Annotated in this window: 13 protein-coding genes; 6 read left to right on the plus strand and 7 right to left on the minus strand. The window is 57.6% G+C overall.

The features are described from left to right. The first annotated feature begins 1 nt into the window (after position 1). Positions 2–652 (plus strand): response regulator transcription factor RcsB, encoded by a 651-nt coding sequence (rcsB, locus tag QCD69_RS10145; protein WP_034938033.1) that lies wholly within the window; start codon positions 2–4, stop codon positions 650–652. Between the two features lie 55 nt (positions 653–707). On the opposite strand, the gene rcsC is transcribed toward rcsB, so the two are convergent. The 3 genes from rcsC to gyrA form a co-directional block, all read right to left on the minus strand. Then, complete coding sequence (gene rcsC / locus QCD69_RS10150; RefSeq protein ID WP_253459836.1) at positions 708–3,563, minus strand: two-component system sensor histidine kinase RcsC; 2,856 nt, start codon at positions 3,561–3,563, stop codon at positions 708–710. Positions 3,564–3,781: 218 nt separating this feature from the next. Next, on the minus strand, positions 3,782–4,342 hold the full coding sequence (locus QCD69_RS10155; protein WP_301251913.1) for a hypothetical protein: 561 nt from the start codon (positions 4,340–4,342) through the stop codon (positions 3,782–3,784). Positions 4,343–4,497: 155 nt separating this feature from the next. Then, entirely contained in the window at positions 4,498–7,134 is a 2,637-nt protein-coding gene (gene gyrA, locus QCD69_RS10160) for a DNA topoisomerase (ATP-hydrolyzing) subunit A (protein ID WP_253459830.1), read from the minus strand. A 179-nt stretch (positions 7,135–7,313) separates the two neighbouring features. Here gyrA and ubiG point away from each other — a divergent pair, with 179 nt between their 5' ends. From ubiG to yfaE, 4 genes are all read left to right on the plus strand, one after another. After that, the gene (gene ubiG, locus QCD69_RS10165) at positions 7,314–8,042 is read left to right on the plus strand and encodes a bifunctional 2-polyprenyl-6-hydroxyphenol methylase/3-demethylubiquinol 3-O-methyltransferase UbiG (protein WP_301251914.1); all 729 of its coding nucleotides are present in this window, start codon (positions 7,314–7,316) and stop codon (positions 8,040–8,042) included. Between the two features lie 527 nt (positions 8,043–8,569). Beyond that, the gene (nrdA, locus tag QCD69_RS10170; protein WP_301251915.1) at positions 8,570–10,855 is read left to right on the plus strand and encodes a class 1a ribonucleoside-diphosphate reductase subunit alpha; all 2,286 of its coding nucleotides are present in this window, start codon (positions 8,570–8,572) and stop codon (positions 10,853–10,855) included. 76 nt (positions 10,856–10,931) lie between these two features. Continuing rightward, positions 10,932–12,062, plus strand: coding sequence for a class Ia ribonucleoside-diphosphate reductase subunit beta (nrdB, locus tag QCD69_RS10175; RefSeq protein ID WP_253459825.1), 1,131 nt, complete (start codon positions 10,932–10,934; stop codon positions 12,060–12,062). A gap of 7 nt (positions 12,063–12,069) precedes the next feature. Beyond that, positions 12,070–12,330, plus strand: coding sequence for a class I ribonucleotide reductase maintenance protein YfaE (gene yfaE / locus QCD69_RS10180; protein WP_199746382.1), 261 nt, complete (start codon positions 12,070–12,072; stop codon positions 12,328–12,330). A gap of 38 nt (positions 12,331–12,368) precedes the next feature. Here the strand turns inward: yfaE and QCD69_RS10185 are convergent, their stop codons facing one another. Then, a complete protein-coding gene (locus QCD69_RS10185; RefSeq protein WP_301251916.1) occupies positions 12,369–13,565 on the minus strand; it encodes a nicotinamide mononucleotide deamidase-related protein YfaY in 1,197 nt (398 codons plus the stop codon). A 214-nt stretch (positions 13,566–13,779) separates the two neighbouring features. Between QCD69_RS10185 and QCD69_RS10190 the strand changes: the two genes are divergently transcribed. Then, complete coding sequence (locus tag QCD69_RS10190) at positions 13,780–15,225, plus strand: catalase (protein ID WP_253459819.1); 1,446 nt, start codon at positions 13,780–13,782, stop codon at positions 15,223–15,225. A gap of 290 nt (positions 15,226–15,515) precedes the next feature. Here the strand turns inward: QCD69_RS10190 and menE are convergent, their stop codons facing one another. The 3 genes from menE to menB form a co-directional block, all read right to left on the minus strand. After that, entirely contained in the window at positions 15,516–16,862 is a 1,347-nt protein-coding gene (gene menE, locus QCD69_RS10195; protein ID WP_301251976.1) for an o-succinylbenzoate--CoA ligase, read from the minus strand. Between the two features lie 120 nt (positions 16,863–16,982). Next, positions 16,983–18,005 (minus strand): o-succinylbenzoate synthase, encoded by a 1,023-nt coding sequence (gene menC, locus QCD69_RS10200; RefSeq protein ID WP_301251918.1) that lies wholly within the window; start codon positions 18,003–18,005, stop codon positions 16,983–16,985. Next, entirely contained in the window at positions 18,005–18,859 is an 855-nt protein-coding gene (gene menB, locus QCD69_RS10205; RefSeq protein ID WP_301251920.1) for a 1,4-dihydroxy-2-naphthoyl-CoA synthase, read from the minus strand. Before menB ends, menC begins: the two co-directional genes overlap by 1 nt.

Consider the following 18,859-nt stretch of genomic DNA (forward strand, 5'->3'; position numbering starts at 1 on the left):
TATGAACAACCTGAACGTAATTATTGCCGATGACCATCCTATTGTTCTGTTCGGCATTCGCAAGTCACTTGAACAGATTGAATGGGTCAATGTTGTCGGTGAGTTCGAAGATTCCACAGCATTAATCAACAGCCTTTCCAAGCTCGACGCCAACGTCCTGATCACCGATCTGTCGATGCCTGGTGAAAAATATGGCGACGGTATTACGCTGATTAAGTATATCAAGCGTCACTATCCGGACCTGTCGATCATCGTTCTGACCATGAACAACAACCCGGCCATCCTCAGCGCCGTGCTGGACCTGGACATTGAAGGGATCGTGCTGAAACAGGGCGCGCCAACCGACCTGCCTAAAGCGCTGGCCGCACTGCAAAAAGGCAAGAAGTATACGCCGGAAAGCGTGGCTAAACTGCTGGAGAAAATCAGCGCGGGCGGCTACGGCGACAAGCGCCTGTCCCCGAAAGAGAGCGAAGTGCTGCGCCTGTTTGCGGAAGGTTTCCTGGTAACCGAAATCGCCAAGAAGCTGAACCGCAGCATCAAAACCATCAGTAGCCAGAAGAAGTCGGCGATGATGAAGCTGGGCGTGGATAACGATATCGCGCTGCTGAACTATCTTTCATCCGTCAGCACCATGCCGGTGGATAAAGACTAAATCCCCAGGGCTTGTCCTGAGCCTGGCTCCCGCCAGGCTTTTTTTATTGTCCGCGTTACCCTTCCCGGCTTTTCCTGACCCGATCCGCGTAAAACGCCAGCGTCTGCTGTAGCGTGTCCAGCGTAACCGGCTTCGACAGACAGTTATCCATACCCGCTTCCATACAGCGCTGTTTTTCTTCCGCCAGCGCGTTGGCGGTGACGCCGACCACCGGGAAGGTCAGGCCCAGCTGCCGCAGGCGCTGCGTCAGACGGTAACCGTCCATATTCGGCATGTTGACGTCGGTCAGGACGATATCAATCTCGTTGCGGCTCAGCACGTTGAGCGCATCCACGCCATCCTGCGCCGTTTTCACCCGATAGCCCAGCGAGCCAAGCTGATCGGACAGCAGCATGCGGTTGATAGGGTGATCGTCAACCACCAGGATAAGAATATCTTCGTTGGTGACGCTTTTCTCGTCCGTTTCCGGCAGCTCTGACGAAGCGTCCGGCATCTCTACTTCAACACGATAGATGCGTCCCAACAGCGCGGGCAGCTCGTGCGGCGTGGTGGTGCCGTAAACCCAACGCCCCGGCGAGAGCTCCTGCGGGCCATCGTTATGGCTGCCGTCAAAGCGGATAGTCGCCCGGTGCACCTGCTGACTCTGGAAGTCGTAATCGGTCACGATCACGTCATCCGGCTCGCAGCGGCTTAGCTCATGCAGGCGCTGCACCTTCAGGCCGTGCCCGTCGAGCAATTTTTCCAGGAAAGCGGCCAGCGCCTCGTTACGCAGTTCCAGCCAGCAGGTTTTGCCTTCCAGGCCTTCATGCCGCTGCGGGGTTTTCACCTTGCTGTTATAAAGCGGAATGCGCACGATAAACTGGCTGCCCATTCCCGGTTCGGAATCGACCTCAATATCACCGTCCATCATATTGATCAGCTTTTCACAGATAGCCAGCCCCAGGCCGGTGCCCTGGAAATTACGCTGCACGCCGGTGCCGACCTGAAAGAACGGATCGAACAGGCGGGTGATCTCTTTGGCCGGTATGCCCACGCCGGTATCACGCACGCGGAAAGCCAGATAGCCGTCTTTAACGTAGGCCTGCAAAATAATGCCGCCGGTGTGGGTAAACTTAATTGCGTTGTTCAACAGGTTAGAGATGACCTGCTGAAGGCGGATCGGATCGCCGTCCAGCGTGACCGGCACGTCGCTGTCGATAAAGCACCAGAGCGTCAGGCGTTTTTTCACCACCATCGCCAGATAGTTAGAGGCGATATGGGTGATCACCTCGCGCGGCGCGAATTCCCGTGGTTCAATACGCAGCTGCTCGGACTCAATTTTAGAGAAGTCGAGAATATCGCTGATGATTTTCAGCAGCAGGCTGGAGGAGTTATTCATCGCCGTGACCAGCGACTCTACGCCTTTAGGCAGCGCGCGGGTTTGCAGCAGATCCAGGTTGCCGATAATGCCGTACAGCGGCGTGCGCAGCTCGTGGCTGACCGTGGCCAGGAACATGGATTTCGACTGGCTGGCCTGCTCGGCAGCCTGTGCCATTTCCTGTAGCGACTCTTCCATTTTCACGCGTGCGCTGACGTCCACCAGCACGCAAATCGCCACGTTTTCGTTGCGATAGCGCGAATGCACAAAGCTGATTTGCAAATTGGTATTGCTGCCGGTCAGCACGTCGACAAAGTTAACCTGCTGGCCGCAAATAATTTCGGTCAGGCGCTGCCTGTCTTCCTGCGTCAGCATACTGAGGTAATTATGCGCCAGCTCGTTGCTGAGGATATTGGTGCCGTCGCTGGTGCGCAGGATGCAAATGCCGACCGGAGCAGAGGCGACGATTTTACGGTTAAACTGCTCGTGCTCTTCCAGGCGATGGGCATTATCTTCGGCGGGCAAAAACATGCGCCGCTCAAACAGCCAGGCCAGCGTAAACAGAATAATGGCGCTGATGACGTTCAGCAGGATGGCATTGATGATCAGCATTTTCAGCTTTTCGACCATCTCGTTGGTCTGCACCGAATAGACCATGGTCAGCGAAGACGGCGTCAGCGTTTTTTTCAGCACCAGCTGTTTGTAGCCGTTGATATAGCCGAACCAGGTACTGTCGTCGGGCAGATCGTCCAGCGATACCCGGCTGCCGGGCCGGGAAGAGGCCAGCACGCGCTGATTGTCTGCGTCCAGCAGCATAGCATTGACCGGGAAGCTGCCCGGCACCACAAAATCATCCAGGCGGATGGTTTGCTCAATGCCCAGCAGCGCCGCCATTTTGCTGGCGACATACACCGGCGTCACCATATAGTAGTAGCCCGTACCGGGCTGGCTGGCCGGCGCGATCCAGAAGAAGCTGTTTTTGCGCTCTTCATCATTGCCGCTGCGGTATTTCAGGATGCGTTCGTGCAGCGCTTTCAGCGCGCGCTCGCGGTCGGCGGAGGCGTTGCCGACGCCAAAGTCTGCCAGGCACAGGCTTTCACCGCCAATAAAGAACACCCTGTTCAGCTCATAGGCGGAAGCGAAATTGGCTTTCCAGTAGTGCAGGAAATAGCTCAGCGACTCCAGCGAATTGCGCCAGACATCGCTCATGGCGCTACAGTCAGAGTCGGAATAGAGCGGATAGAACTGTGGCAGCGCCGTTTTGCCGGGAAAAACGCCGTTGAGCACGTCAAGGCCATTGGCGGACGCGTTCAGCCGGTTCTCGGCGATATATTTCAGTTCTCGCGTAACGTCTGTAGAATGGCGAATATACCACTGCGCCTGCTCAAAGCTGGCGTTGAACTCCTGCCGTACCTGCGCCTCTTTCTCGTGCAGCACGTTAATAATATAAAAGGTGGTGAGCAGCGCACCGAGCGTCCAGAGCATCAGCGCCAGCGCCCGGAACAGATAGCGAGAGATCCTTAACGTTGTTCTGAACGAGACTAAATATTTCAAACGGAACCTACAGTGGCGGCTGGTCGGGATGACAAATACGATCCCGCTACAGTACCGCCAGAGCCGTTAAAAAGCCAGTTACCCGTACGCTCAACGCGCTGTTTTCTGCGTAAAACGCCGCGCTTACTTAAGACTTTTCCGGATAACCGTCAGCGGAACGGCGACAGGCCGCAAAAACGTCGCTTTTTTGCGCCAGCGCGGCCAGTTTCTCGGCAGATTCATTCATACAACCCAGCGATAGCGCAATAATCTCCTCTCTGGAAGGTCGGCGCGCGCTCTGGCTTTGCGCTTTTTGATTTTTTCTCGATAACATAAATAGCCTCCTGCACATATGTCTGATGATAAAGATAACCGGCCGCCTCTGCGTGCCGGATAAGAAGACGATGATACAACCTGCCCAGCTTTTTCCGGATCGCCACCGCTACCAGCATCATCGGCCGATGCCGTTGCGAAAAATCCTCTATGGCGGCCCCAATTCCCTGCACCATAAACTTCTCCAGCTCGCTACGCGTAAAGTTCATGCCGCCGTCAGGCTTAAAACGTCCCTCTTTGCCTGGCAACAATAGCGCATCGTGCGGATAAAAGCTTACTATCCAGGCGAAATTTTCAACATAATCATGCGTCCAGTTTCCAGTAAAAAGAAAGTACATTGCCCTGTGTAATGGATTGATCTCAACAATGTATTTCCGGTTTCTTCCGTCCCACTTAATTACGCTGACCAGATAACATTCTCCCCTGCCCGTCAGCGGAGAAAAATAACGTTCGGCTTTGATTTGCATGGCAACCCTCCGTAGTTCGCCCTGCGTGTATAGCAATCCTCTTCGCCGCTGTCCGTTTCGGACGCCAATCCTGCGTAGCGTCTTCCGCATTTTCTTCGGCGCATAAAAAAAGGCCGGTTCACTGAACCGGCCTCTGGCACCTTAAGCGGAAGAAATTACTCTTCTTCGTCGCCTTCCGGCGCGTCGTCTTCCATCACTTCCGGCGCGATGTCCTCGTCGCCTTCGGCCACGCTGCCGTCGATAGCATCCAGCTCTTCTTCGGCAACCGGCTCGGCCACGCGCTGTAGGCCCACCACGTTTTCATCTTCCGCAGTACGGATCAGAATAACGCCCTGGGTGTTACGGCCAACCACGCTGACCTCAGACACGCGGGTACGCACCAGCGTACCGGCATCGGTGATCATCATGATCTGATCGCTGTCGACCACCTGCACCGCGCCGATAACCGGCCCGTTGCGCTCGGTGACCTTGATCGAGATAACGCCCTGGGTCGCACGAGACTTGGTCGGGTACTCGCTGTTGGCGGTACGCTTACCGTAGCCGTTCTGCGTCACCGTCAGGATAGCGCCGTCATCACGCGGCACGATCAGCGAGACCACACGATCGCCTTCCGCCAGCTTAATGCCGCGCACGCCCGATGCGGTACGGCCCATCGCGCGCACCGCGTTCTCGGCGAAGCGCACCACTTTACCCGCCGCAGAGAAGAGCATCGCTTCATCGTTGCCGTTGGTCAACGCCACGCCGATCAGCTCATCGTCTTCACGCAGGTTGACGGCGATAATGCCGGCGCTGCGTGGACGGCTGAACTCGGTCAGCGCGGTTTTCTTCACGGTGCCGCTGGCGGTCGCCATAAAGATGTTCCAGCCTTCCGCGTATTCACGCACCGGCAGAATTGCGGTGATGCGCTCGTTCGCTTCCAGCGGCAGCAGGTTGACGATAGGACGTCCACGCGCGCCACGGCTCGCTTCCGGCAGCTGATAGACCTTCATCCAGTAGAGACGACCACGGCTGGAGAAGCAGAGGATCGTATCGTGGGTGTTGGCCACCAGCAGGCGGTCGATAAAGTCTTCTTCCTTGATGCGTGCTGCCGACTTGCCTTTGCCGCCGCGACGCTGCGCTTCGTAATCCGTCAGCGGCTGATATTTCACGTAGCCCTGATGCGACAGGGTCACGACCACATCTTCCTGGTTGATCAGATCTTCAATATTAATATCGGCGCTGTTGGCGGTGATTTCCGTGCGGCGTTTGTCGCCAAACTGGTCACGCACCAGCTCCAGCTCTTCGCGGATCACTTCCATCAGGCGCTCTGCGCTTTCCAGAATGCGGATCAGCTCGGCAATTTGCTCCAGCAGCTCTTTGTACTCGTCCAGCAGCTTTTCGTGCTCCAGGCCGGTCAGCTTCTGCAGACGCAGATCCAGGATCGCCTGGGCCTGCTGTTCGGTCAGGTAATACTGGCCGTCGCGAATGCCGTACTCTTCTTCCAGCCACTCCGGACGCGCCGCGTTGTCGCCCGCGCGTTCCAGCATGGCGGAAACGTTGCCCAGCTCCCACGGACGCGCCACCAGACCCGCTTTCGCTTCCGCTGGCGTTGGCGCGTGGCGGATTAGCTCGATAATAGGATCGATGTTGGCCAGCGCGATCGCCAGCGCTTCAAGGATATGCGCGCGATCGCGAGCCTTGCGCAGTTCAAAGATAGTCCGGCGCGTCACCACTTCACGGCGGTGGCGAACAAAGGCTTCCAGAATATCCTTCAGCGGCATGATCTTCGGCTGGCCCTGATGCAGCGCCACCATGTTGATGCCGAAAGAGGTTTGCAGCTGGGTCAGCGAGTAGAGGTTGTTCAGCACCACTTCGCCTACCGCATCGCGCTTCACTTCCACCACGATGCGCATCCCGTCTTTATCGGACTCATCGCGCAGCGCGCTGATCCCTTCCAGACGTTTCTCTTTCACCAGCTCCGCCATTTTCTCGATCAGGCGCGCTTTGTTCACCTGATAGGGAATTTCGTGGATGATGATGGTTTCGCGGCCGGTTTTAGCGTCCACTTCCACTTCGCCACGCGCGCGGATATAGATTTTGCCGCGCCCGGTACGATAGGCTTCTTCAATGCCGCGACGGCCGTTGATGATGGCGGCGGTCGGGAAGTCCGGCCCCGGAATGTGTTCCATCAGCCCTTCAATGCTGATGTTCTCATCTTCGATATAGGCCAGACAGCCGTTGATCACTTCCGTCAGGTTGTGCGGCGGAATGTTGGTCGCCATGCCCACGGCGATGCCCGAAGAACCGTTAACCAGCAGGTTCGGGATCTTGGTCGGCATGACTTCCGGGATCTGCTCGGTGCCGTCATAGTTCGGCACGTAGTCGACGGTTTCTTTTTCCAGATCCGCCAGCAGCTCGTGAGCGATTTTAGACATGCGCACTTCGGTATAACGCATTGCCGCAGCGGAGTCGCCGTCAACGGAACCGAAGTTGCCCTGGCCGTCTACCAGCATGTAGCGCAGCGAGAAAGGCTGCGCCATACGCACGATAGTGTCATACACGGCGGTATCGCCATGCGGGTGATATTTACCAATAACGTCGCCGACAACACGGGCTGACTTTTTATAAGGTTTGTTCCAGTCATTGCCCAGCACGTTCATGGCATAGAGCACGCGACGGTGTACTGGCTTCAGGCCATCGCGGACGTCTGGCAATGCACGGCCAACGATGACCGACATGGCATAATCAAGGTAAGAGTTCTTTAGCTCTTCTTCGATATTGACCGGTGTGATTTCTCTGGCCAGGTCACTCATGGAGGCGCTTTCCTTCTAAATTATACCCGGATTTAAAGGTGCGAAAGTATATCACCTTTAGGCACTATGGTGAACGGAAAGCGTCGTTCCGCCCGCTTTAATCGCGCGCTTTTATCCTGTCGGCCGTTCGCCTGCGGAAAGATGTATACTGAAGCCAAACTTCCAGGGAGTAAGAAACAATGAAGGCAGAGCAAAACAGCGCCACGGCTAACGTGGATCATCAGGAAATTGCCAAGTTCGAGGCGGTCGCGTCGCGCTGGTGGGATCTGGAAGGCGAGTTTAAACCGCTGCACCGCATTAACCCGCTGCGCCTGGGTTATATCGCTCAGCACAGCGACGGCCTGTTTGGCAAAAAGGTGCTGGACGTCGGCTGCGGCGGCGGCATCCTGGCGGAAAGCATGGCGCGTGAAGGCGCCGAAGTGACCGGCCTGGATATGGGCGCGGAACCGCTGGAGATCGCCCGTCTCCATGCGCTGGAAAGCGGCGTGAAGGTCGGCTATGTACAGCAAACCGTTGAAGAGCATGCGGAGCAGTTCGCCGGTCAGTACGACGTGGTGACCTGTATGGAGATGCTGGAGCACGTGCCGGATCCGCGCTCGGTGGTGCACGCCTGCGCGAAGCTGGTTAAGCCCGGCGGCGAAGTGTTCTTTTCCACCCTTAACCGCAACAGCAAATCCTGGCTGATGGCGGTGATCGGTGCGGAGTATGTGCTGCGCATGGTGCCGCGCGGTACGCACGATATTAAAAAGTTTATCCGCCCCGGCGAGCTGCTGAACTGGGTTGATGAAACCTCGCTGCGCGAGCGTCATATGATTGGCCTGCATTACAATCCGCTGACCAACAAGTTCAAGCTGGCGCCGGGCGTCGACGTTAACTATATGGTGCATACGCACCGCCCTGCGGAATAACGCCTCTTCCCTTAAGGACGCTGTTTCTTAAGGGAAATTTTTTCCTGCCTCCGCTTTGGCTGCACTTCCCTTCTCGCACCGCACTTTTTGTCCTTCTGCCTTTGCAGGAATTTCTTATTAGCTTCGGCGTAAATTTTATTTCGTGCCTGCGTCGCTTTTTTCGCCATTCGTCAGGATATTTTCAGCATCTGAAGTATACTTTTTGGCCAAAAAAAAAGGCGGCGGATCAAGGGTGCGCAAAGATCCCGCATTCAGGAAAAATAAGAAAAAATTTCTCGCCCTGTTGACATGGACCCAGGGCCTTGAGAAACGCGGACTTAGGAAAACGGCCAGCCCGCGATCAGTAAAATTGCCGCTGCGTCAAGGCTTGTTAAGATCGCAGAAATTACTAAAATAACCACCATATTGTTATCAATACTTCATCCACCCCCTATATATAGTGTTTATCCACAGAGTTACTCACACGTGAGCAGTCTGTGTATAAACGGGGGATATTTTCGATCTCACGGACAGGATAAAAACGCCACATGAATCAGAGCCTGCTTGTCACTAAACGCGATGGCCGCACCGAACGCATCAATCTGGATAAAATCCACCGCGTGCTTGACTGGGCTGCAGAAGGTCTGCAAAACGTTTCCGTCTCTCAGGTTGAACTGCGTTCCCATATCCAGTTTTACGAAGGCATCAAGACCTCCGACATCCACGAGACGATCATCAAGTCTGCTGCCGACCTGATCTCCCGCGATGCGCCGGACTATCAGTACATGGCCGCGCGCCTGGCTATCTTCCACCTGCGTAAAAAAGCCTACGGCCAGTTTGAGCCGCCGAAGCTTTACGATCAGGTGAAGCGCATGGTCGATCTGGGTAAATACGATCGCCACCTGCTGGAAGACTACAGCGTGGAAGAGTTCGAGCAGATGGACGGCTTTATCGACCACTGGCGCGATATGAACTTCTCCTATGCCGCCGTTAAGCAGCTGGAAGGTAAATATCTGGTGCAGAACCGCGTGAGCGGCGATATCTACGAAAGCGCGCAGTTCCTCTATATTCTGGTGGCGGCCTGCCTGTTCTCCGGCTATCCACGTGAGACGCGTCTGGATTACGTAAAACGTTTCTACGACGCGATTTCTACCTTTAAGATTTCCCTGCCGACGCCGATTATGTCCGGCGTGCGCACCCCAACCCGCCAGTTCAGCTCCTGCGTGCTGATCGAGTGCGGCGACAGCCTGGATTCGATTAACGCCACCTCCAGCGCCATCGTGAAATATGTTTCCCAGCGCGCCGGTATCGGCATCAACGCTGGCCGCATCCGCGCGCTGGGCAGCCCGATCCGTGGCGGCGAAGCCTTCCACACCGGCTGTATTCCTTTCTACAAGCATTTCCAGACGGCGGTGAAATCCTGCTCGCAGGGCGGCGTGCGCGGCGGTGCAGCGACGCTGTTCTACCCAATGTGGCATCTGGAAGTAGAAAGCCTGTTGGTGCTGAAAAACAACCGTGGCGTGGAAGGCAACCGCGTGCGTCACATGGACTACGGCGTACAGATCAACAAACTGATGTACACCCGTCTGCTGAAGGGCGAAGAAATCACCCTGTTCAGCCCGTCCGACGTGCCTGGCCTGTATGACGCTTTCTTTGCCGATCAGGAAGAGTTTGAGCGCCTGTATACCAAATACGAGAAGGACGACAGCATCCGCAAGCAGCGCGTAAAAGCGGTAGACCTGTTCTCACTGATGATGCAGGAACGCGCCTCAACCGGCCGTATCTATATTCAGAACGTTGACCACTGCAACACCCACAGCCCGTTCGATCCGGCTATCGCGCCCGTGCGCCAGTCCAACCTCTGCCTGGAGATTGCGCTGCCGACCAAACCGCTGATGGACGTCAACGACGAGAACGGCGAAATCGCGCTCTGTACGCTGTCGGCGTTCAACCTTGGCGCCATTGAAAGCATGGACGATCTGCAGGAGCTGGCCACGCTGGCAGTGCGCGCGCTGGATGCGCTGCTGGACTATCAGGATTACCCAATCCCGGCCGCCAAACGCGGCGCGATGGGCCGTCGTACGCTGGGTATCGGCGTGATCAACTTCGCGTACTATCTGGCGAAGCACGGCGTGCGCTATTCCGACGGCAGTGCCAACAACCTGACGCACAAAACCTTTGAAGCCATTCAGTACTACCTGCTGAAGGCCTCCAACGAGCTGGCACAGGAGCAAGGTGCCTGCCCGTGGTTTAACGAAACCACCTATGCGCAGGGCATTCTGCCGATCGACACCTACAAGAAAGATCTGGATGCGATCAGCAACGAGCCGCTGCACCTGGACTGGGAAGCGCTGCGCGAGGCGATTAAAACGCACGGCCTGCGCAACTCCACGCTTTCCGCGCTGATGCCGTCAGAGACCTCTTCGCAGATCTCCAACGCCACCAACGGCATTGAGCCACCGCGCGGCCATATCAGCATCAAGGCTTCCAAAGACGGCATTCTGCGTCAGGTAGTGCCGGAGTATGAGCGTCTGAAAGATCAGTATGAGCTGCTGTGGGATATGCCGAACAACGACGGCTATCTGCAGCTGGTCGGCCTGATGCAGAAGTTTATCGACCAGGCGATTTCATCGAACACCAACTACGATCCGACGCGCTTTGCCAACGGTCGCGTGCCGATGAAACAGCTGCTGAAAGATCTGCTGACCGCCTATAAGTTCGGCGTGAAAACGCTTTATTACCAGAACACCCGCGACGGCGCGGAAGATGCTCAGGACGACCTGGCGCCATCCATTCAGGATGACGGCTGTGAAAGCGGCGCCTGCAAGATTTAACCAAAGCGGGGCGAGCTTCGCCCCCTGATTTTACGTCGGGCCGGGTTTTCCCTGCCCTTCCTCACTGGATAATGTCATGGCTTACACCACGTTCTCGCAAAATAAAAACGACCAGCTGAACGAACCGATGTTTTTCGGCCAGCCGGTCAACGTCGCCCGCTACGACCAGCAGAAATACGGCATTTTTGAAAAGCTGATCGAAAAGCAGCTCTCCTTTTTCTGGCGTCCGGAAGAGGTGGACGTGTCGCGCGACCGCATCGACTACCAGGGCCTGCCGGACCACGAAAAGCATATCTTTATCAGCAACCTGAAATACCAGACGCTGCTGGATTCCATTCAGGGACGTAGCCCGAACGTGGCGCTGCTGCCGCTGATTTCGATCCCCGAGCTGGAAACCTGGGTCGAGACCTGGGCGTTTTCTGAAACCATCCACTCGCGCTCTTATACGCATATCATCCGCAACATCGTTAACGATCCGGCGGTGGTGTTTGACGATATCGTTACCAACGAGCAGATCCTGTCGCGCGCCAAAGATATCTCCGGCTACTACGACGATCTGATCGAGATGACCAACTACTGGCATCTGCTGGGCGAAGGCACGCATCAGGTCAACGGCAAAACCGTGACCGTTAACCTGAGAGCGCTGAAAAAACAGCTTTATGTCTGCCTGATGAGCGTGAACGCGCTGGAAGCGATCCGCTTCTACGTCAGCTTTGCCTGCTCGTTTGCTTTTGCCGAGCGTGAACTGATGGAAGGCAACGCGAAAATCATCAAGCTGATTGCCCGTGATGAAGCGCTGCACCTGACCGGCACTCAGCATATGCTGAACCTGCTGAGAAGCGGCGAAGACGATCCGGAGATGGCGGAAATCGCTAAAGAGTGCCAGCAGGAGTGCTACGACCTGTTTGTGCTGGCCGCGCAGCAAGAGAAAGAGTGGGCGGAATACCTGTTCCGCGACGGCTCGATGATTGGCCTGAACAAAGATATTCTTTGCCAGTACATCGAATACATCACCAATATCCGCATGAACGCTGTGGGTCTGGAGCTGCCGTTTAAAACCCGCTCTAACCCGATCCCGTGGATCAACTCCTGGCTGGTTTCGGACAACGTGCAGGTTGCGCCGCAGGAAGTAGAGGTCAGCTCTTATCTGGTTGGGCAGATCGATTCCGAAGTAGGCGAAAACGACTTCGACGACTTCCAGCTGTAACATGCGGATGTACGTTACCCTCAGCGCCTGCGGCACGCGTCTGGAATGCGCTGAGGATCACCCTAACCTGCTGACGACGCTGGAAGCCCATAACTATCAGGTGGAGTTTCAGTGCCGTGAAGGCTACTGCGGCTCCTGCCGTATGCGCCTGGTAAAAGGGGAAGTCAGCTATGCGGAGAAACCGCTGGCCTTTATTCAGCCGGGAGAGATCCTGCCGTGCTGCTGCAAGGCTAAAGGTGATATTGAGATCGAGATCCTGCACCTTTAGTTGTACGCTGAATAACCGCGCCCTCCGGCGCGGTTTTTTTAGCCTCGCTGCGTCTCCACCACGTCAATCCAGCCGTGGCCGCCCGTAACCTCCAGACCATCCAGCCAGCGCCGCAGCATATTCAGCGCCATCATGGCAGAGACGTCCTGACGCGCCTTCAGCCCGTGCCGGTTGTTGCTGAACTTTACCCGCTGGCTCCAGCAGCCCTGCGGCGTAAAGAGGGCAAAGCCGAGGTGATTTTCTTTTTCTGCGCCAACCACCAGCGCCAGATCGGCTTTATCCGCTTCGGCTAACCGTTGCGCGCGCTGCATCAGTTCAGCCAGGCTTTCATCCTGTGACGGCAGCACGTTGCCCGCCGCCAGCGGCGCCTGTACCGAGGCGAGCTGATACTGCACCAGTCCGGCGGTAAATTGTTCGCTGACCGCCAGGCGATGGGTCTGTTCCTGCAGGCGACGCGACAGCTGCGCGGGTAGCCCTTCCGTACCTTCAAAAATCGTGCTTTCGCCAGCGATCTCGCGCACCTGCTGCCAGAACTGCTCCATCTCAGGCAGCTTAGAGGCCGGGCCATTCAGCTTCAGCTCGATAATCGGCATTGAGGCGCGGTATCCCATTACCACGCCTTCCGGCAGCGGCAGCGGTTCGATTTCTGACGCCAGATCGCTTTCTCCGCGACCAAAGGTAGTCAACCGCAGGCATACCGGCGGGTCTGACACCGGGAAGCGAGCTTTAAGACGAGGCAGAATTTGCTCCTCGACCATTCTTTTATATTCTGACGGCACGCCGGGGGTGAAGAAGATCCAGCAGCGGTTGAGCTGAAGCGCAAAACCGCAGGCGGTGCCGATCGGATTGTCGATCATCTCGGCACCCGCCGGGATTTCCGCCTGCTTGCGGTTGCTGTCGGCCATTTTGCGGCCGCGTCCGGCAAAAAACGCCTCCATCTTCGCCAGCCACTCTTCCTGCATCACCAGCCCGACGCCTGCCGCTTTCGCCGCCGCAACCGCGCTTAAATCATCGCTGGTCGGCCCCAGGCCGCCGTTGACGATCAGCACATCCGCCACCTTGCTGCGCTCGGTAAGCACGCTGACCAGCTCTTCCATACTGTCGCCAACGGTCTGGCGGCTCGTCATGGGTAATCCCTCTTGAAACAACAGTTCGGCCAGCCAGGCCGCATTGGTATCCACGATTTGCCCGTGCAGCACTTCATCGCCGGTAGACAGCATTTCCACTCTGATCATGTTCTTCTCCGCATTGTTCAGACCTGTTTAACAGTATGAAGCCTCACGGGAAATTACAACGTCATTTCACCATCAATACGGCAAATGGCAGCAATAGCTAACGCCAGATTGCCGTCGATTAACCGAAGCGGGCAATATAGCCCACACAATAGCCAGTGCCGATTGAAAAAGAAATTTTGAAAGGTATCACTTCAGTTAACGAGGATATGCGCTCATGACCAAAAAAGGACTCACCACCGCCTCAGGCGCGCCAGTCGCCCATAATAATAATGTAATGACTGCCGGACGCCGCGGCCCGATGCTGCTACAGGACGTTTGGTTTCTGGAAAAGCTGGCCCACTTCGACCGCGAAGTGATCCCGGAGCGCCGTATGCACGCCAAAGGCTCCGGCGCTTACGGCACCTTTACCGTAACTAAAGATATTACCCGTTTCAGCCGGGCGAAGATTTTTTCCGAAGTGGGTAAAAAAACCGACCTGTTTATGCGCTTTTCTACCGTGGCCGGCGAGCGCGGCGGTGCCGATGCCGAGCGTGATATTCGCGGTTTCTCGATGAAATTTTATACCGAAGAAGGCAACTGGGATCTGGTCGGCAACAACACCCCCGTTTTCTATCTGCGCGATCCGCTGAAGTTCCCCGATCTGAACCACGTGGTGAAACGCGATCCGCGTACCAACCTGCGTAACCCAACCTACAAATGGGATTTCTTCTCGCAGCTGCCGGAGTCGCTGCACCAGCTGACCATCGACTTCAGCGATCGCGGCCTGCCCACTTCCTATCGCCATATCCACGGTTTCGGCAGCCACACCTATAGTTTTATCAACGACCAGCAGGAGCGCTTCTGGGTTAAATTCCATATGCGCTGCGAACAGGGCATTCAGAACCTGATGGACGATGAGGCCGCGCTGCTGATTGGTCGCGACCGTGAAAGCTCGCAGCGCGATCTGTTCGACGCCATTGAGCAAGGCAACTTCCCGCGCTGGAAATTCTTTGTGCAGGTTATGCCGGAAGCCGAAGCCTCCTCCACGCCTTACAACCCGTTCGATCTGACCAAAGTCTGGCCGCACGCCGACTATCCGCTGATTGAAGTGGGCGAGTTTGAGCTGAACCGCAATCCGGATAACTACTTTGCCGAAGTGGAACAGGTCGCCATGAGCCCGGCTAACGTAGTGCCCGGCATCGGTTTCTCGCCGGATCGGATGCTACAGGGTCGCCTGTTCTCCTATGGTGACGCGCACCGCTATCGTCTGGGCGTCAACCATCATCAGATCCCGGTGAACGCGCCGAAGTGTCCCTTCCACAACTATCATCGCGACGGCGCGATGCGCGTGGACGGCAACAGCGGCAACGGCGCCACCTACGAACCCAACAGCTTTAACGTGTTCCAGGAGCAGCCCGATTTCAGCGAGCCGCCGCTGTCGCTGGAAGGTGCAGCCGACCACTGGAACCATCGCGAAGATGATGACTACTTCACCCAACCGCGCGCGCTGTTTAACCTGCTGAGCGAAGAGGAACACCAGCGGATGTTCCAGCGTATCGCCGGAGAGCTGCGTCAGATACCGGAGTTTATCCAGCAGCGCCAGCTCGCGCTCTTTTATCAGGTGCATCCGGCCTACGGCGCAGGCGTGGAACAGGCGCTGAAAGAAGCAAAACAGGGCTAAATGTCGGGCCGTCTTTGGCCTCGATAGCGTCAGTCAGCATAGCCATGCCGGGATATTTTCCCGGCATTATTGTTTGATGACCAACTTAAAAGCCTGCGGGTGTATTGCCGTTTTTTACAGCAGCACCACAGCGGTAGAGGCTGAGCGGACGGGCAACAAGCCTGGATAGTCGTATTCACGGCATCTCCGTGTTCCGCTCTGTCTCTGCGGCTATTCACCCAACGAAGTAGCGAACTGACGGCTGAGCATAGTTTTGTCAATAGTCAGTAATGCCGGAATTTGTTCCGGCATTACTGTTTTTCCTGCCGTAACACCCACTCCGCCAGCTGCCTGCGGGAAGGCTTGATGCCGTCGCCGCTCAGCTTCGGCAGTGTGTACCAGCGCACCGGGCGTTGAAACCCGGCCAGATTTTTTGCCGCCCAGTCCTGGAGCGGCGCGAACGAAGACGTGCCCTTGAGCGCCACCAGCGCAACCGGCCGGTGACCATACTCCTCATCAGGCTGCGGCACGATAAAAATCTGCTCCACCGTTTCGTGCCGGGCCAGCACCGCTTCCAGCTGTTCGGGCTGAATACCTTCCCCCGCCGAGAAAAACAGATTGTCCAGACGCCCGCTAATCAGCAGATTGTTACCGCGCTGCACACCGCCATCGCGCGTGTGAAACCATCCTTCCTTATCGGTAAGCGGCAGCAGCTTCCCGTCCTGCCAGTAGCCGCAGGCCAACGCCTCTGAACGTAGCGTAATTTCTCCCTCGTTTAGCCTGATGCTATGACCGGGCAGCGGCTCGCCGACGCCCGGCTCGCCGTCCGCCCTTTTCGCCGCCACGGTCGAGGCCGTTTCCGTCATGCCGTAGCCGCACCAGCAGGCGATGCCGCGCGCTTCCGCCTGAGCGGTCAAGGCTGGCGGAATAGCCGCCCCGCCAAGCAAAACGGTGCCCAGCCGCAGCGTCGGCTCCTGCAGCAAACGCCAGAGCTGCGTAGGCACCAGCGAGGCAAAAGTCGCTTCCGGGCTGATTTTGTTATCGCTGAGCACCAGCCTTGCGCCGCGGTAAAGCCAGCGCCAGAAAATGCCCTGGCCGGAAACATGAAACAGCGGCAGCGAGAGCAACCAGCTGTCGTCCGCCCCAAAGTTCAGCCTTGTCGTTACGCCGTGCGCGCTGGCGAAATGCGCGTTAAAGGTGTGTGCAGCGGCTTTCGGCAGGCCGGTGGAGCCGGAGGTTAACGTCAGCGTGGCGATGGCGTCGCGCTGCCAGCGGGCCGGGATCGGGCCAGCTTGATTGATTATCTTTAACGCAGGGATATTTGCTGGCCCCTCGCCGTTCAGCGTCAGCGCATAGTCCATATTTAACGAAGGCAGCAGCGCGGCAGTCTGCCAGGCCGGCAGCCGGGGATTAATCGGCAGCAGGCGCGCGCCGCAGCGCAGCAGCGCCAGCCAGGCCAGCACGGCCCGTTCGCTGTTGGCGGCCTGTAACACCACGCCGCTTCCGGCGCTTACGCCCTGCGCGTGGAAGCCTGCCGCCAGCGCCTCGATTTGGTCTGCCAGCTGCGCCCAGCAGTAGGCGCGATCGTCAACCGTCAGCGCGAGGCGAGTCGGCGCCAGCTTCGCCCAGTACAGCCATGGCCAACAGTCAGCGCTCAGCATACTTCCTCCAGGTCTTCAGCAGCCGTCAGCGGCAGCCAGGGCCAGCAGCCTGAAGTCAGCATACTCCCTCCAGGTCTTCAGCAGCCGTCAGCGACAGCCAGGGCCAGCGGCCTGAAGTCAGCATACTTCCTCCAGGTCTTCAGCAGGCGTCAGCGGCAGCGGCGACCCCGGCCAGGCGCGCACCAGCTGCTGCTGCATTAGCGAAAGCGTATCCAGACCGGGCGCGACGCCAGGCGTCAGCCAGCTGGCTATCCGCGCCAGCTGCGTCAGGCCCAGGCTCGACTCCACCGACGAGCTAATCACCGCCGTCAGGCCGGCCTCGCTGGCTCGGGCGATAGTTTCGCGGATTGTTGCCAGGCTGCCGACAAGCGTTGGCTTGATCACGATAGCGCGCAAATGGGGTTCCGCGGTCGGAACGTATCCCGGCAGGCGGCTGCTCTCATCCCAGGCCAGCGCGATGCCCGTTTCCTGCGCAAAGAGACGTGAATCCTCCTGCGTTCGGCACGGCTCCTCGATAAAAGCGATACGCGAGCGCAGAGGCTCCGGCACAAAACGGGCGAACTGCCTGGCTTTCTCCAGGCTCCACTGCTGGTTCGCATCCAGCCGCAGCCTCAGCGTCGGTACCGCTTCCAGCAGCAGCGATGCGGTTATGCCATCGCGCACCGCTTCGTAAAGGCCCACTTTCAGCTTGGCTACCGGCTGCGGCCGCTGGTTAAGCTGAACAATCAGCTCGTCGGGATCGCCTGTGCACAGCATCGCGCCAGAATAGTTGCCCGCTGACGGCAGCAGGCCAGCCAGTTCCGCCAGCGCGCAGCTGAGGCCAAACGCCACGGAAGGCGACAGGCCGTGCTCTTTTGGTAATGGCGCTGAGGACGAAAGCGATGGCGACACGGGCGTCAGCAAGCCGTGTCCCGTTTCCGCGCCCGATCGCCAGCCTTGCAGCCAACGCAGCGTTTCAGCCTGCGCCTGCGCCGCCGTTTCCGTACTGAAGCCGGGCAGCGGCGCTATCTCGCCCCAGCCTTCCCGGCCCGCCTCTTCCAGCCTGACCAGCAGCCCGTGGCGCGATGCTACCCGCCGATCGCGCAGTACCACGCCCGCCGTCACTAGTATGTTGTAATTAAAGAGCGTCGCCCGGCGCATCAGGGATTTCGCTTAAAGCGGCTGAAATCCGGCTGCCGCTTCTGATTAAAAGCGTTGCGCCCTTCCTGGCCCTCTTCCGTCATGTAGAACAGCATGGTCGCGTTGCCCGCCAGCTCCTGCAAGCCTGCCTGGCCGTCGCAGTCGGCATTCAGCGCCGCCTTCAGGCAGCGCAGCGCCATCGGGCTGTTTTGCAGCATCTCACGACACCAGCGCACCGTCTCTTTTTCCAGTTCAGCCAGCGGCACGACCGTATTAACCAGGCCCATTTCCAGCGCCTGCTGCGCGTTGTACATCCGGCACAGGAACCAAATTTCACGCGCCTTTTTCTGACCAACAATGCGCGCCATATAAGACGCACCCCAGCCGCCGTCGAAAGAGCCGACTTTGGGGCCGGTCTGGCCAAACTGCGCATTGTCCGCCGCTATCGTTAAATCGCACAGCATATGCAACACGTGCCCGCCGCCGACCGCGTAGCCTGCCACCATCGCCACTACCGGCTTGGGACAGGTGCGGATCTGACGCTGAAAATCCAGCACGTTAAGATGATGTACGCCTGCCTCGTCGCGGTAGCCGCCGTAGTCACCGCGAATTTTTTGATCGCCGCCGGCGCAGAAAGCCTTATCGCCCGATCCGGTAAGGATAATGACGCCGATTTGCTCGTCGTGCCGCGCGTCGCTCAGAGCATGCAGCATCTCCTTAACGGTTTGCGGCCGAAAAGCGTTGCGCACCTCGGGCCGGTTGATGGCGATCCTGGCGATGCCGTCCGACGTTTTGTGATAGAGGATATCGCTGTAGTCGCCACATGGCCGCCACTCTGTCGGCGCATACAGCATCGCTTCATCGGGATAAATCAT

The organism is Erwinia sp. PsM31, assembly GCF_030433775.1.
GTDB lineage: Bacteria > Pseudomonadota > Gammaproteobacteria > Enterobacterales > Enterobacteriaceae > Erwinia > Erwinia aeris.